The sequence below is a fragment of the Enterococcus sp. 10F3_DIV0382 genome (assembly GCF_002140245.1).
Classification (GTDB): domain Bacteria; phylum Bacillota; class Bacilli; order Lactobacillales; family Enterococcaceae; genus Enterococcus_B; species Enterococcus_B lactis.
Genome location: NZ_NGMF01000001.1, coordinates 902829 through 916733 on the forward strand (window position 1 = coordinate 902829; position 13905 = coordinate 916733).

Genomic DNA, 13905 nt, shown 5'->3' on the forward strand with positions numbered 1-13905 from the left:
AGAAAAAGGAATGAGATTAAGTCCCAATTATTTAAAAGATAAGATCTGTCTAAATGTGTTAGCAAATTCTGTAGAAAACGCAAAAGAATGCTATGAGGCAGCGGAAGGCCATATCGTTTTAGGTGTACTTTCAAAGAACTTTTCTGACGACGAAACAGCTATTGCAGAAATGAAAAAATACCAGCAAGCAACAAATAACGCCTTGTCCATCGGTTTAGGCGCGGGAGACCCAAACCAGAGCCAGATGGTCACTCGTTTAGCCGAAGTATTGCAGCCTCAGCATGTCAATCAAGTATTTACAGGAGTAGGAGCTTCCAGAGCAGTATTGAAACAGACAGAAACGGTCATCAACGGTTTGGTTTCTCCCACGGGTAAAGAAGGGTACGTAAACATCGCAACTGGTCCTTTAAGTTCACAAGGACCTGCAGGAGTCGTGACACTTGAAACAGCTATTCGATTATTGAAAGATATGGGCGGCAGCTCGATCAAATATTTTCCTATGAAGGGACTTTCCCATATCAAAGAATATAAAGCCTTAGCGGAAGCTTGTGCTGCCAATGATTTTTATTTAGAGCCAACTGGCGGGATCGACCTTGATAATGTGGAAGAAATCGTACGGATCGCAATAGACGCAGGAGTGAAAAAGGTCATTCCTCATGTATATAGTGCGATTATCGACAAGGATACAGGGAATACACGCCCAGAAGAGGTACGTCAACTGTTGCAATTGATGAAAAAAATCGTGGAATAAGGTGAGAAGAATGAAAATCGGTGCATTTGGGGAAGTCATGCTGCGACTCACTCCTCCTGAACATTTGATGCTGGAACAAACCCATACCTTACGCATGGCTTATACAGGGACCGGCGTAAATCTGGTAGGGAATCTTGCCCATTTTGGCGTTGAAAGTTATTTACTGACGGCTCTGCCAGACAATCGACTAGGAAAAGCAGCACTCACTAATTTGAACGGCCTAGGTATCCAGACGAAGTATGTGATCCATCAATATCAACACATCGGCACTTATTTTGCGGAAATGGGGTATGGTGTCCGCCCGACAGAAGTCACTTATCAAAATCGAAAACATAGCTCATTTGGTTTATCTGTGATGGAGGATTATGACTGCGTAGCGTTTATTGATGAGATCGACTTGATCCATATCTGCGGGATCAGTTTAAGTTTGTCCGATGAGACAGCTGAAACGGCTATCCAATTAGCAGAACAAGCACATAAAGCAGGGAAAAAAGTTTGTTTTGATTTCAATTATCGTCCTAGTTTGAATCAAGAAGATGGAAAAAAAGAACAAATGAAGAAGCGTTATCATACAATGTTACCTTATTGCGACATCTTGTTTGGCTCAGTCAGAGATCTGACAGAGCTAGTGCAGTGGGAGGAAACAGCCGATGTAGAAAACGAACATGATCCTATTTCTTACATCCAGTCCTTTATGAACCACTACGATATCCAATGGTTTGCTGGGACAAGGCGAGAAAGTGTAGATGGAAGAAAACAGTTAAGTGGTTATTTGATCACACAACAAGAAGCAGAGAAAACAACTGTTTATCCCTTGGATGTACTCGATCGAATCGGGGCAGGGGATGCATTTGCTGCAGGGATCTTACTCGGTTTCTCTGAAAAGTGGTCCTTACAGAAGACCGTTTATTTTGCCTTAGGAAATGCTCGATTAGCTCATTCGATCCAAGGTGATGTTCCGTTAACGACAAGAGAACAAGTCGAACGTCTGCTGAATGATCCTGAAACAGACTTGATCCGGTAAAAAGATTCAGGGATAAAACAGGTTAGGATTGTTTGTTGTCCTAGCCTTGTTTTTGCTAAAGTAGCTGAAAGTAAAATAAAAGGAGTACACCAAGACAATTACATAAAGCTAAAAAGTATATGAGAGGATAACACAGGCGAAGAAAATGCGAATGAATGTATTTTTTCCACATGTTGAAAAGAAATAGAGTAATCACAGAAACAAAAGGGATCAGGAAAGACAGAACAACGAGTAAACAGATGAAAAATCGAATCAATTGTATTCTTTCCGAAGATATTTCCTCTGCTTTCATGGGAGCTTCAGGGAGATCAGGAAGAAATATAGAGAGTGTTTGACCATATAATTTAGCTAAGCAATAAACATTTTCGTGATCTGGAAACGAGCGGCCATTTTCCCAATTTGAGACTGTCTGTCTAGTAATCGCGAGCTTTTTTGCTAATTCTTCTTGCGTATGTCCATGTTCTTTTCGTAGTTGTTTTAATTTTTTTGGAAAAAAATCCCTCATAAATACTCTTCCTCTCATTATGTAAAAGCGCTTTTACATTCATTTAACTCATTGTAAAAAGATTTTATCTATTCAGTCAAGAACAAAATAGGCAAAATAGAATTATCAAAAGAATGAGGTGAAAAGAATGAAAAAAAATAATTTTAACTCTTACTAGTATAAGTATGCTAGGTGTATCTTTCATTCCAAGTGTCTCTGCTTTCACGATACAAAATTCAGCAGAAACAAGCGATAGACAAACTATTGAGATGAACGAATTTGATAACGACATGCACGGCCGCAACTAACGAAAAAAACGTTGAAAGTAGGAATATAATGGAATGGATTCGCACAGCTTTTCATATAATCTTTATTGAAAACGGATTGATTCTAGCTATTTTACTGTTAAGTATTGCAGTTGTTTCCAATAGTTTAGTGATATCTACTCAGAAAAAAGAAATGGAGATTCTTGAAAAACGCATGAGTTGTTTGGAAAAAAAGCAAACATCAAAATAATAAGCTATTTAAGTGAATGAACGAAGGAAAAAGTTTATCTGATTTATTGAAATCAAAAACATTAGATTCTCTAGAAAATGCGTATGATTCCTGTCTCAGTCGAAGAAAGCCAAGTTGTTAAATAGATGTTTTTGGTTGTCTTCGTTCAATTGTCGATTACCATGACATCAATAAGCTGTTTGATATCTTCAGGAGTGTTGGTAGGGATACTGATTGTAGAAGCTTCATCTAGTATTTTTTGAGTCTTTTCTTTGACTAGCTCAGGATGATCAGAAGTTTCATCATGTTGCCAGTGAGAAGGAACAGAATATTGAGTTATTGTACCGTTATGATTGCTAGAATAAACTACTAAACCTTGGAAACTTATATTCCCACTGAGTATGACTGTTTCAGCTGGAAAAGCGACACTTCCTTGGTCATAAGGGTCAATTGGAGTTCCTGCTGGAGACTTAGAAACATGCAGTTCAAAACCAGTACTTGGATCAGCTAACCATTGTTTATATTGTGTGCCCATCACAGCTAGCCAAACTCTAGCGTATTCTATTTCTAGATCAGAATAATTACTTAACAAATCAGTTGAATTACTGACTTGTGGACTTATCGATTCACTGACAGAAGCATAAGTCTCACTACTATTTGTTGACGGTACAGTTGACGACGAAGTAGTTGATGCAACGATGGAAGAACTAGTGGTTTGTGAAACTGATTCACTACTGCTTTTGACAGTAGCGCTTGATTCGTTATTCGTTTTACTGTCAGTTGTTGCTTCACGAGAAGTAGTGTTTTCAATAACAGTCGAATGAGGTGTTGACTGGCGAGTGTTTTTTTGTTCACAACCAACAAACAGAAGTACGAGAGGGAGTAAAATGAATTCCTTTTTTTCATGAAATTAACCTCCAATTATCTAAGAAAATAAAATAACGTTTTTCTTTCTATTTATTGTACTCCTGTATAATAAAGAGGAAAAGGATATTTGGTTAAGAAATCTCTCTGGTTTGGAGAGAATTAGATGAAAATTAAAAGCTAATCTGAATAGAATTTTTTTATAACCATATGATACAGCAAAGTTACTCTTTTACTTAGTATGGAAATCAAAATATTTAGCATAAGTATTATTTTTTTACATAAAGTGGTTGTTTTTGATATATATTAATTTGGCACTTTGTGATTATGTAAAAGAACAACGTGATGCTGGGCGAATCAAAGTAGTGACAGCATCTGATCTTGCAAATGATGTACAATAAAGAAGATGATCAAAGATTCGAAAAACGATAATTAATCATTTGAGCCACACACTTAAGAAGAGGGGAATGAAGAAAAAATTTTGATGGAGGAAATAGTGTATAAAATCAAGAATCTAGCGGGTGACTTAGATTTCCCAGAAGCCGTGATAGAACAAATGATGATGGAATTAGAAAGTATTTCTAGTGAAGTGCTTGAACAATATAGTCGTGAATTACTGGATGCTAATAAAGCAAAAGCAGCTGCCAAAAAAATAGACGAAGTTTATGGAGAAGAGCCGTTTGTAGCATTAACAATTTATCTATATGCAGCTTCTCAAAGTTGGTTAAAAATTTATCAACCATTGAAGATTCCAAGAACTGTCTATTTGGCAACAATGAATGCTTTTACTAGATTTATTCATGAACATTTTCAAGTAACAGGAAGATATCACTTTGACCGTGGTTTTTGGATTTGGCGTTACACTAGCGGATTGATCTTTCGGATTGGTGAATTGGAATACGAAAGGACATATTTTCCAAAGGGACATAAAGAGCTAAAATTAGAGGGGAAGCAGTGTCTTTCTCTTCATATTCCTTCCGATGCAGATTTATCCCGAAATAAGATAAGAGATAGTTACGAAAGCGCCATTCGTTTTTTTGAATTGTATTTTCCTGATTATCATTACCAAGTGATGTACACAGATACTTGGTTACTGTCGCCAAATCTTATTAAATGGTTGAAACAAGATTCAAAAATCCGACTTTTTGCAGCTGATTATAGCCTTTTGTCAGTGGACGAACAAGATGATAGCGGAGTTCCATGGATCTTTGGACGAGTAGATGCTAATGTACAAGACTATCCAGAAAAAACGAGTTTACAACGACAAGCGAAACAACAGTTACTTGCAGGTGCACACATTGGCTCCGCTTTAGGCATTCTTTCCCTATAACTTTAACACTTCAAAATATTTTAAACATATAAATAACTGCATTAACCAAAAAATTAGACTTCTATAAATGAGGGAAATCTGCTCATTCATAGAAGTCTAGTGATTAAAGGAAGCTTTTAATTCATGGAAGCTAAGATAAGCTACTCCACCATTAAATGAACCAAACGCCTCACCTCACATCTTGAAACTATTAGAAGAAAGAAGAAGAGAAGGGGCACTCGAAAAAAGTGTATTTCGCAAATGGGGCATAAAAGAATAAGAAATGTTGCTTTTACAAAAACCTGACCGAAAAACAGTACACATTTTCGTGTTTTTTCGTTTTTTCTTGACTACTGTTGGCGCTATCAGTATCATAAATGGCAGATAGAAACAGCCAAATAAAAAAAGGCACCTCTGCTTCTAGTGGCAGCTAGAAACAGAGGCCTTGAAAAGTCATCACACGTGACCGTCCAAGTTTGCCATAGTCAATGTAAATACATCAACCTTGTTTATTGTATCGAATCTAAAAGGAGAAATCTACCCTTTAGAGGAGAAAATTTAACAAATTGTATGCGTTTTATTTGCTGAGCAAAAGGTATTGGACATTGTGTTCAATACCTTTTTTATCTGAACATACACCTGAAGATAAATCTGCTCTATTCGAAGATTTTATATTCTTTTAATAGAGCTACAGCCAGCAGATCCGGTCAGTGTAAAAAGATGCTTTTTTTCGTCAAAAGAACCAGCCTTTGCGTATCATATTATGAAAGCAGATTTTATTTGGCTGTTTTCTATCACTGAAAGGAGAGGAGCAACCGATGCAAGTGGTCGCTGTTTTGAATCACAATGCTATCATTGCGAAATCAAACGAAGGAGAGTGGGTGTTGATCAAAAAAGGAATCGGATTCAAACGAAAGATCGGAGATTTAATCCATGAAAGAGAGGTGGAAAGTGTCTATCAAAAAATCTAAAATTTGGGGAGTCACTGTTCGACAGGCTTGACCCATTTCGCTGAAGCGGAATGCGTCAAGCCTGTTTTTTTGAAGGGAGGAAATATCACTGGAATTGACTCAAGTCATTTATGAAGAGTTGCTGATCATTCATTCGAGTGCACGAACGAAACGTCAAATCTTAAAAGAATTAACCCAACTTATGACGGATAAAGGCGTAATATCCGATACAGAGAGTTTCTTAGAGGATGTCTATCAAAGAGAAGCAGAAGGAGCAACAGGAATCGGACAAGGAATCGCTATCCCTCATGGTAAGTCAACAAGCGTCAGACAGACAGTAATCGCGGCTGCTACTTTAGCTGATCCAATCCCATGGGAAACATTAGATGAACGACCTGTAGAGATTGTGATTTTATTTGCTGTACAAGAAGGAGATAAAAATAAAGGACATCTTCAGCTTTTACAAAAAATTGCTGTACTTTTGGCAAGAGAGAAGTTTATCAAAGAACTGAAAAAAGCTACTTCAATCGAAGAATTGTATACATTATTGACACAAAATGACTAGGAGGAACGATAACGTATGTTAGTAACAGGAAAAGAAATACTAGCTGTAGCAAATGAGAAAGGCTTTGCCGTACCTGCCTTCAATGCAGGTTCTGGACAATTATTGAACGCAGTGATAGAAGCTTGCGAAGAAGCACAAGCTCCTGTCATGATTGCGATCCATCCAGAAGAACTGAAATTTTTGACAGATAGTTTCGTTGCTCAAGTAAAATACGCGGCTGAGCAGACAGATATCCCTATATGTATCCATTTAGATCATGGTGCTGACTTTAACCAAATTATTCATGCCATCCGCCTAGGTTTTACTTCGGTCATGATCGATGCATCTCACCTATCATACGAAACAAACGTTATGTTATCTAAAAAAGTAGTAGAAGCTGCTCACGCTAGTGGTATTTCTGTAGAGGCTGAACTGGGAACGATTGGAGACACAGGTAATACCATAGAAGGGGGTGTCAGCGAGATTATTTATACAGATCCGTCAACAGCACAAGCATTTATTGAGGAGACGGGGATCGATAGCTTGGCGATCGCTATTGGAACAGCTCATGGAATCTATCCTAAGGAACTCAAACCTAAGCTACGACTCGATATTTTGGAAACGATACGATCATTGACCACTGTTCCTTTAGTCCTCCATGGAGGATCGAGCAACCCAGATGAGGAGATACGTCAGGCAGTTGAATTAGGAATAAACAAAATCAATATTTCCAGTGATATCAAAATAGTATTCGCAGAAAAACTCCGAGATATCTTGAACTCGGGAGATTTAGAGATCCGTGAACCGAATGTGCTGTTTCCGCCTTGTATGGAAGCTGTTAAACAAGTTGCATTAGATAAAATTCATTTATTCAAAGCAGACGATAAAGCAAAATATTATATGTGAGGGGGAGTGCAAAATGAAGATCGTAGGGATCGCAGCTTGTACTGCGGGAATTGCACACACGTATATCGCAAAAGAAAAATTGCTTCAAGCAGCGGAGAGTCTTGGTCATGAGATCTGGATCGAGACACAGGGGCTTGCTGGGACACAAGATCTACTGAGCCAAACATGCATCGCGGATGCAGATGTTGTGCTTATCGCTGCAGACATCAAGGTGAATGGGAAAGAGCGGTTTCTTGGAAAAAAAATAGTCGAAGTACCAACTAGTCTAGTTGTCAAATCTCCGAGAAAACTGATTGAAAAATTAGAAGAGATGTTGGATGGACGAACGAAAGGAGTATAAGATGGAGAAATTGAAATCAATCGGCTTCAAAAAACATTTGATGACGGCGATCTCTTTCTTTTTACCTATCGTCGTTGCTTCTGGATTCTTGTTGGCTATTGGAAATATGTTGGATGGTACAACGATCGAATCCTTCACAGATGGTTTTTCTTTTGCAGATACGATGACAACGATGGGTGGATATGGTTTAGGTTTATTACCGATGATCGTTTCCTGTGCGATAGCTTATTCAATGGCAGATAAGCCTGGTATTGCACCTGGTTTGATTGTCGGGATGACTGCTAGTGGGATCGGAGCGGGTTTTTTAGGTGGGATGGTTGGCGGATATTTATCTGGATTAGTCGTTATTGGATTAACGGCAGGAATCAAAGTACCTAAATGGATGGATGGTCTAATGCCAACTCTGGTTCTGCCATTCCTCAGTTCTTTCATCGGCGGGTTGATCATGTACTATGTAATAGGAACACCCATCAATTGGCTTACAGAAATGCTTACAGGTTATTTAAGTGATTTGGATACTTCTTCGTTATTTTTATACGGAGCAGTAATTGGGGTATTGTCATCAATCGATTACGGCGGAGCTATCAATAAAGTCGTATTTGCGTTTGTGTTTGCTTTGTTTTCAGAAGGAATCTATGAACCAATCACTGTATTGATCTTAGCTTCAATGGTCACCCCATTCGGCTTGACGATTGCTTATTTCTTAGGGAAAATCATTCGTAAAAATATATTCAATCGTCAAGAAATCGATACATTGAAGACAGCTTTTCCTATGGGGATTTGTCAAATCACTGAGGGGTGCTTTCCTATCGTATTGAATGACTTGGCACGTAATGTCATAGCAACAGGTGTTGGTGGGGCAGTCGGCGGTGGATTGAGCATGCTATGGGGAGCAGATAGCCGTATCCCGGCATCAGGAATGTTTGCAGTCGCTACGATGACTAGACCTTGGTCATTCATTGGCGCTTTATTAGCTGGTTCTTTTGCTACGGGAATAACTATTTTATTATTGAAAAAACCAGTTGACCCAAATGCAGAAGTCATCCAAGAAGAAAAAGAGGAAGAAGAGATATCTTGGGATGACTTGACAATCAGTTAGGAGGAACAGAATGGATTACAAGAAAAGAGTACAACAAATGTTCCTAGATTCAGGAGTAGTATTGAAAGAAACAGAATTAGAAAGAATCGAATATACAGATTTTGGATTAGGAGCAATCGAGACTGAAGGATTGAATTTATTTGTTTATGAAAATAATGAGCGATACTGTGGGAAAGAACTGGTATTATTGCCTTATCAAACTTGTCCAGAGCATCGGCACCCACCTCGAGATGAGAATGAAGGAAAAAAGGAAACCTTTCGTTGTCGAAAAGGCTTAGTATATCTTTATGTCGAAGGAAAAGAAACAAAAAAACTTTCCTGTATTATTCCAAAGGGGCAAGAACGTTACTATACGGCAAAAAAAGAAATCATACTTCACGCTGGAGATCAGTACACGATCGAACCAAATATTAAACACTGGTTCCAGGCAGGTGCAACAGGCGCGGTTATCACCGAATTTTCTTCCAGCAGTGATGATCCAAGTGATAGTTTTACGAATCCAGCTATTTATCGTTAATACAAAGGTTTGGGAACAAGCTGATGAACCAAAATGATCAAATTTCGATTATTTGGTTCGTCGGCTTTTTTATTTAGAGAAACATCAGGCGTTGGTGAAACATAACACGAGAATAAAATGGATTTTTCATTAATAGGAGAAACAAGTGTGTGACTATTTAAATAATGCGTGTTATTGACATGTAGGACGAAATCCCAATTTCTTCTATAAGTAAGTCGTTTCAATTTTATATTTACTAGTTATTTATTTTTTTTGGTTACTGTAAAATAGCTGAAAAATTATTTTTTGAAAATACTATATATAGTGGTGCTTGATCTATATACCACTAAAAAACTACAAAATCTAGTCTTTTATTTTAAAAAAACACGTGTAGAATGAAGATAGACTTTTGAGTTAGGGAGTGTTTTTTTATGAAACTTACTGTTTTTTGCGGTTCCCGTTTTGGCAATAAAGAAAGCTACAAATTTATTGCGCAAACGTTAGGAAAATATATGGCACAAGAAGAAATCGAACTGGTTTACGGTGGTTCATACTCCGGGATTATGGGAGTGATTAGTAAAACAGTACTGGAAAATAACGGAAAAGTCACAGGTATCTATCCAAATGGCCTTTTTGAAACTGAGCTGCCTGGGAAAGATGTTACTACATTTATTCCTACAGAGACAATTGATGAAAGAAAGGTATTATTATTTGAAAAAGGAGATGCTGTCCTCGTTTTCCCTGGAGGTCTAGGTACATTGGAGGAATTTTCGCAACTTCTTTCTTGGATAGCGATCGGCCTGACACCTGATAAGCCAATCGGAATATTGAATATTGGCGGTTATTACAGCGGCTTGCAACAATTATTAGAAACTTTTGCAAAAGAGGATTTTATGGATAAAAAATGGTTGGATCAAGTGATCTTTTCCAACAATCCATTGGAACTGGTCAATGAATTACGAGCAGTATCTATTAAAAATCAGTTATTATTGAAGGAGGCAAAATAATGAGTCAAATATATTTAGCAGGACCATTTTTTTCAGAGGAGCAAATCGATCGAGTAAGTCGTATCGAAAAAGCGTTGGAGGAAAACAAAACAGTTACAAGTTTCTACTCTCCACGTCATCACCAAGAAAGCAATTATGAACTATTCAGTGCTGGTTGGGCGCAAGAAGTATACGAAAAAGATATGGAAGAGTTGACAAATGCAGAATTTGTTGTGGCTATCCTTGACTTTGAGCATCAAACAATCGATCCAGGAACGGCTTACGAATTAGGTGTGGCAACTATGTTGAAAAAACCGATGATCATCGTACAAGAAGAGACGGTACCTACGAACTTGATGATTACACAAAGTCTTCACACGTATTTAAAATCAGACCAAGCTGTACGTGAATATGATTTTGAAAAATTGCCTGTTGAAACTTACGTAGGCGAGTACTTATAGAAGAGGAAGGGTTGTATGTCAGTGATTTTGATTTCAGGAACGATTGGTGCAGGTAAGAGCAGTTTGACGGATATGCTTGCAAAAGAGATTGATTCTAAACCATTTTATGAAAATGTCGAAGATAACGAAGTATTGCCGCTTTTTTATTCAAATCCTGAGCAGTACGCATTTTTATTGCAAATCTTCTTTTTGAATAAGCGATTTTTAGCAATGAAAAATGCTTTAGTGAACGATGACAATGTGCTAGACCGCTCCATCTACGAAGATAGTCTGTTGTTCCATCTAAATGCTGATTTAGGTCGGGTAACGGATATCGAAGTACAGCAGTACGATAGCTTATTAGATACGATGCTAAACGAGTTAGATGATGTTGCTCCAAAAAAACGTCCTGATTTGATGGTCCATATCAAAGTTTCTTTGGACACGATGCTAGAACGTATCAAAAAACGCGGGCGTGACTATGAACAGCTAGAAAGCGATGAAACGTTATACACCTATTACGAAACATTGAACACCCGCTATAATCAATGGTATGAGGATTTTGATGTATGTCCTAAAATACAAGTGGATGGGGATACATTCGATTTTGTAGAAAATCCAGAAGATGCAAAAAAGGTGATTCGTCAGATCCAAGAAAAATTAGCTGAATTGGAAGGAAAGCCTGCTGGAAAATATTTTACAGATAATCAGCATGCGAAAGGTCAAGAATTAGGCTAAAAGTAAAAAACCAAACGACGGGAAAGAAAAATTACTACGTGATGTAGAATAAGTCTTTCTATCGTTTGGTTATTTTATATTCAAAGATGTGAAATAAATAAAACGTTACTCTTTGATTTGTGAACTGAAATGATCCACTGTTTGTTTTACTGATTCCAGTTTTTGAAGCTTGATCAAAGGAAGAAGCTGAGTTTGAAGCTCATAAAAATCAGCCATAGTGAGTTTTGCTTGATTTTGCTTATCTTCTTTTGCTTTTTACATAATTTTTGACAGGATAAGATTCAAACGATTTAAAAGAATCTTTGACTAGTTTGTGGCAATTGTCGCATATACTCAAACTTCCTTGATCATTAAATTCTGTATGGATATTTTTGTTGTTATTACATGTACAATAATCAGGACTATCGATCATCCATTTCGTCTCCTTTACAGTCATCTTGCTTCTTTACTATAGCAGAAAAGAAGGGGAGAAACAAAAGAAGATCCAACAGATGGCACTATAGACTGTAGATGTTGCCATCCTTATCCTTCAAACGGTAATTACCGATTTTGGTAAATGTGACTGTTGCTTCTTTTTTATTTTCTTTTCCTGAAATAATATATTCGTCATCTTTGGTAGTAATCTTGATATCTGTCAGCACTGTTTTTTTTTCAGATGATTCAGAAGAATCAGCTCCTTGTGTCTGATACGTGCGTGTCCATTCCATTTTTTTATCTGTAAATGTCAACTGTCCCGCGGATAAATCCATATCTTTACGTACTTTTAGCGTATATACACTGTTGGTGATATCTGCTTTTTCCGCTTTTAAGACAGAAGAATCGGTTGTTTCGTCCGAGGATTGGTCAGAGCCGCCAAACAAATCACAGCCAGTCAATGTCAAAAGTCCCGCAGACAAAATAAATAGTACGATTAATTTCTTCAAAATACTTCCCCCATTTGATAGGATAAAGAAATTATACCATTGGAAAGTAAAACTTCAAACGGATGGAAGAGAAAAAATTCACAAAATACCATTAAATAGAATAATTTTTCAAAAGTCATAAAAAATCCACCACCTTTAGAAAGCGTTTTAAAAAATGTGTTGCAATCTTTAAAAAAAGTGCTATATTAAAAATGAACCGGTTCAATTTTAGAATCTAGGAGATGAAATAATGAAAGTCGTAGACAGACTATCTGAAAAAATGCTACCAATCGTATCTAAGATGAGTAGCCAGCGACACTTGCTGGCCATTCGAGACAGTTTTATCGTTACTATGCCGTTAGTAATGGCTGCTTCTGTCATGGTTTTGCTGAATGCTCTGATTTTTTCAAATGCAACAGTCCAAAGAATACTTGATCTAAGTCCATTGGCTGAACTTGCTTCAATCGTGAATAATGGTACGATGAGTATTTTAGCTATTATCGTGTGTTACAATATTGGCTGGAATTTGGCAACCCACTATATCCAAACAGGCGTGATTGATGATCCATCATTTAGTCCTGTTCATGCAGGAATTCTAAGTACAGCCGTAATGTTTATTTTGATGCCTTTATCAAGTACAGTCACTTTGATGGACGGAAATACAGCAGAAGCTACAGGGGTTTTCTTACAAAGGCTGACTTCTTCGTCTGGCTTAGCAACGGCGATGATTGCTGCCCTTGTCAGTACAGAATTATTTATCAAATTAGCGAAAATGAAGAGTTTTAAAATCAGGATGCCAGAAGGAGTTCCACCGGCAGTAGCTACGTCATTTAATTCTTTAGTACCAGAAATAGTTGTCATTTTATTTTTTTCAGTTGTCGTTTTTACTTTAAACCATACGACTGGTTTGAATGTTCCGCAATTAATTGAATTAGCGATTCAGACACCATTGAAAGCTTTTGTTTTATCCGTCCCAGGCATCTTATTTTTACAGTTTTTCTCTGATTTCTTATGGGTGTTTGGTATGCATGGTTCGAGTATTTTGGCTCCTATACGGCAAGCACCTTTGTTACAGTCTATTCAGGAAAACATGGATGCTTTTTCAGTAGGAAAAGAAATTCCTAATATTATTACGGAGCCCTTTACCAATGCATTTGGATTGATCGGAGGTGGCGGGTGTATTTTACCGTTAGTTATTGCTATCTTGTGGGCTTCTAAACGTCAAGAACAGCGATCAATCGCTAAATTTGGTCTGACTACTTGTTTATTTAATATTACGGAACCAATTATGTTTGGATTACCAGTAGTCATGAATCCAATATATATGATTCCATGCGCTATTATACCATCTATTAACTTGGTTATTGCCTACGCAGCCACAAGTCTTGGAATCATCAGTAAAACAGTTGCTGCTGCACCTTGGATCACTCCACCGGTTATACAATCTTTTATTGCTACAGGAGGCGATATACGAGCAGCAGTCTTAACAGTAATACTTATCATTCTAGATGTATTTTTATTCCTGCCATTTGTATTAGCCGCTAATAAGGCAAAATTGGCAGAAGGAGGATATTAAG

General features: G+C 37.4%; 18 protein-coding genes. 14 read left to right on the forward strand and 4 right to left on the reverse strand.

Features of this window, described 5'->3' with window-relative positions:
* Positions 1-10: 10 nt before the first annotated feature.
* On the forward strand, positions 11-751 hold the full coding sequence (locus A5849_RS04485; protein WP_002308297.1) for a KDGP aldolase family protein: 741 nt from the start codon (positions 11-13) through the stop codon (positions 749-751).
* A gap of 10 nt (positions 752-761) precedes the next feature.
* Positions 762-1775: a sugar kinase gene (locus A5849_RS04490; protein ID WP_002308298.1), complete on the forward strand. Its 1014-nt coding sequence runs from the start codon at positions 762-764 to the stop codon at positions 1773-1775.
* Between the two features lie 55 nt (positions 1776-1830).
* Here the strand turns inward: A5849_RS04490 and A5849_RS04495 are convergent, their stop codons facing one another.
* Positions 1831-2298 (reverse strand): helix-turn-helix transcriptional regulator, encoded by a 468-nt coding sequence (locus A5849_RS04495; RefSeq protein ID WP_002348235.1) that lies wholly within the window; start codon positions 2296-2298, stop codon positions 1831-1833.
* A gap of 297 nt (positions 2299-2595) precedes the next feature.
* On the opposite strand from A5849_RS04495, the gene A5849_RS04500 reads away from it, so the two are divergent.
* A complete protein-coding gene (locus A5849_RS04500) occupies positions 2596-2775 on the forward strand; it encodes a hypothetical protein (RefSeq protein WP_002312114.1) in 180 nt (59 codons plus the stop codon).
* Positions 2776-2920: 145 nt separating this feature from the next.
* Here the strand turns inward: A5849_RS04500 and A5849_RS15125 are convergent, their stop codons facing one another.
* Entirely contained in the window at positions 2921-3292 is a 372-nt protein-coding gene (locus A5849_RS15125; RefSeq protein WP_233274167.1) for a hypothetical protein, read from the reverse strand.
* An 80-nt stretch (positions 3293-3372) separates the two neighbouring features.
* Positions 3373-3660 (reverse strand): hypothetical protein, encoded by a 288-nt coding sequence (locus A5849_RS15130; RefSeq protein ID WP_002345324.1) that lies wholly within the window; start codon positions 3658-3660, stop codon positions 3373-3375.
* 442 nt (positions 3661-4102) lie between these two features.
* Here A5849_RS15130 and A5849_RS04510 point away from each other — a divergent pair, with 442 nt between their 5' ends.
* From A5849_RS04510 to A5849_RS04555, 10 genes are all read left to right on the forward strand, one after another.
* Entirely contained in the window at positions 4103-4948 is an 846-nt protein-coding gene (locus A5849_RS04510; protein ID WP_002348238.1) for an acyltransferase domain-containing protein, read from the forward strand.
* A gap of 797 nt (positions 4949-5745) precedes the next feature.
* Positions 5746-5898 carry a CAT RNA binding domain-containing protein gene (locus A5849_RS04515; RefSeq protein ID WP_002308304.1) on the forward strand — a complete coding sequence of 51 codons (153 nt, stop codon included), beginning with the start codon at positions 5746-5748 and terminating at the stop codon, positions 5896-5898.
* Positions 5899-5992: 94 nt separating this feature from the next.
* Positions 5993-6442: a PTS sugar transporter subunit IIA gene (locus tag A5849_RS04520; RefSeq protein ID WP_002346117.1), complete on the forward strand. Its 450-nt coding sequence runs from the start codon at positions 5993-5995 to the stop codon at positions 6440-6442.
* Positions 6443-6457: 15 nt separating this feature from the next.
* The gene (locus tag A5849_RS04525) at positions 6458-7327 is read left to right on the forward strand and encodes a ketose-bisphosphate aldolase (RefSeq protein ID WP_002308306.1); all 870 of its coding nucleotides are present in this window, start codon (positions 6458-6460) and stop codon (positions 7325-7327) included.
* Between the two features lie 13 nt (positions 7328-7340).
* Positions 7341-7667 (forward strand): PTS fructose transporter subunit IIB, encoded by a 327-nt coding sequence (locus A5849_RS04530; protein WP_002312117.1) that lies wholly within the window; start codon positions 7341-7343, stop codon positions 7665-7667.
* 1 nt (position 7668) lies between these two features.
* Positions 7669-8766: a PTS fructose transporter subunit IIC gene (locus tag A5849_RS04535; protein WP_002308309.1), complete on the forward strand. Its 1098-nt coding sequence runs from the start codon at positions 7669-7671 to the stop codon at positions 8764-8766.
* Between the two features lie 10 nt (positions 8767-8776).
* Entirely contained in the window at positions 8777-9283 is a 507-nt protein-coding gene (locus tag A5849_RS04540; RefSeq protein WP_002308311.1) for a D-lyxose/D-mannose family sugar isomerase, read from the forward strand.
* Positions 9284-9693: 410 nt separating this feature from the next.
* Positions 9694-10269 (forward strand): TIGR00730 family Rossman fold protein, encoded by a 576-nt coding sequence (locus A5849_RS04545; protein WP_002293608.1) that lies wholly within the window; start codon positions 9694-9696, stop codon positions 10267-10269.
* A complete protein-coding gene (locus A5849_RS04550; RefSeq protein ID WP_002308312.1) occupies positions 10269-10709 on the forward strand; it encodes a nucleoside 2-deoxyribosyltransferase in 441 nt (146 codons plus the stop codon). The genes A5849_RS04545 and A5849_RS04550 overlap by 1 nt, the downstream gene beginning before the upstream one ends.
* Positions 10710-10724: 15 nt before the next feature.
* Entirely contained in the window at positions 10725-11426 is a 702-nt protein-coding gene (locus A5849_RS04555; RefSeq protein ID WP_002293604.1) for a deoxynucleoside kinase, read from the forward strand.
* A gap of 497 nt (positions 11427-11923) precedes the next feature.
* Here the strand turns inward: A5849_RS04555 and A5849_RS04560 are convergent, their stop codons facing one another.
* Complete coding sequence (locus A5849_RS04560) at positions 11924-12349, reverse strand: hypothetical protein (protein ID WP_002308314.1); 426 nt, start codon at positions 12347-12349, stop codon at positions 11924-11926.
* A 229-nt stretch (positions 12350-12578) separates the two neighbouring features.
* On the opposite strand from A5849_RS04560, the gene A5849_RS04565 reads away from it, so the two are divergent.
* Positions 12579-13904, forward strand: a complete 1326-nt coding sequence (locus tag A5849_RS04565; protein ID WP_002308316.1) for a PTS sugar transporter subunit IIC — start codon at positions 12579-12581, stop codon at positions 13902-13904.
* The last annotated feature ends 1 nt before the right edge of the window (position 13905 follow it).

Excerpts from the sequence above, each read along its gene's own strand:
- A5849_RS04545 (WP_002293608.1), top strand. The coding sequence starts at position 9,694 with ATGAAACTTACTGTTTTTTGCGGTTCCCGTTTTGGCAATAAAGAAAGC.
- A5849_RS04530 (WP_002312117.1), top strand. The coding sequence starts at position 7,341 with ATGAAGATCGTAGGGATCGCAGCTTGTACTGCGGGAATTGCACACACG.
- A5849_RS04550 (WP_002308312.1), top strand. The coding sequence starts at position 10,269 with ATGAGTCAAATATATTTAGCAGGACCATTTTTTTCAGAGGAGCAAATC.
- A5849_RS04500 (WP_002312114.1), top strand. The coding sequence starts at position 2,596 with ATGGAATGGATTCGCACAGCTTTTCATATAATCTTTATTGAAAACGGA.
- A5849_RS04515 (WP_002308304.1), top strand. The coding sequence starts at position 5,746 with ATGCAAGTGGTCGCTGTTTTGAATCACAATGCTATCATTGCGAAATCA.
- A5849_RS04485 (WP_002308297.1), top strand. The coding sequence starts at position 11 with ATGAGATTAAGTCCCAATTATTTAAAAGATAAGATCTGTCTAAATGTG.
- A5849_RS04555 (WP_002293604.1), top strand. The coding sequence starts at position 10,725 with ATGTCAGTGATTTTGATTTCAGGAACGATTGGTGCAGGTAAGAGCAGT.
- A5849_RS04565 (WP_002308316.1), top strand. The coding sequence starts at position 12,579 with ATGAAAGTCGTAGACAGACTATCTGAAAAAATGCTACCAATCGTATCT.
- A5849_RS15130 (WP_002345324.1), bottom strand. The coding sequence starts at position 3,660 with ATGAAAAAAAGGAATTCATTTTACTCCCTCTCGTACTTCTGTTTGTTG.
- A5849_RS04535 (WP_002308309.1), top strand. The coding sequence starts at position 7,669 with ATGGAGAAATTGAAATCAATCGGCTTCAAAAAACATTTGATGACGGCG.
- A5849_RS04540 (WP_002308311.1), top strand. The coding sequence starts at position 8,777 with ATGGATTACAAGAAAAGAGTACAACAAATGTTCCTAGATTCAGGAGTA.
- A5849_RS04495 (WP_002348235.1), bottom strand. The coding sequence starts at position 2,298 with ATGAGAGGAAGAGTATTTATGAGGGATTTTTTTCCAAAAAAATTAAAA.
- A5849_RS04510 (WP_002348238.1), top strand. The coding sequence starts at position 4,103 with ATGGAGGAAATAGTGTATAAAATCAAGAATCTAGCGGGTGACTTAGAT.
- A5849_RS04525 (WP_002308306.1), top strand. The coding sequence starts at position 6,458 with ATGTTAGTAACAGGAAAAGAAATACTAGCTGTAGCAAATGAGAAAGGC.
- A5849_RS04490 (WP_002308298.1), top strand. The coding sequence starts at position 762 with ATGAAAATCGGTGCATTTGGGGAAGTCATGCTGCGACTCACTCCTCCT.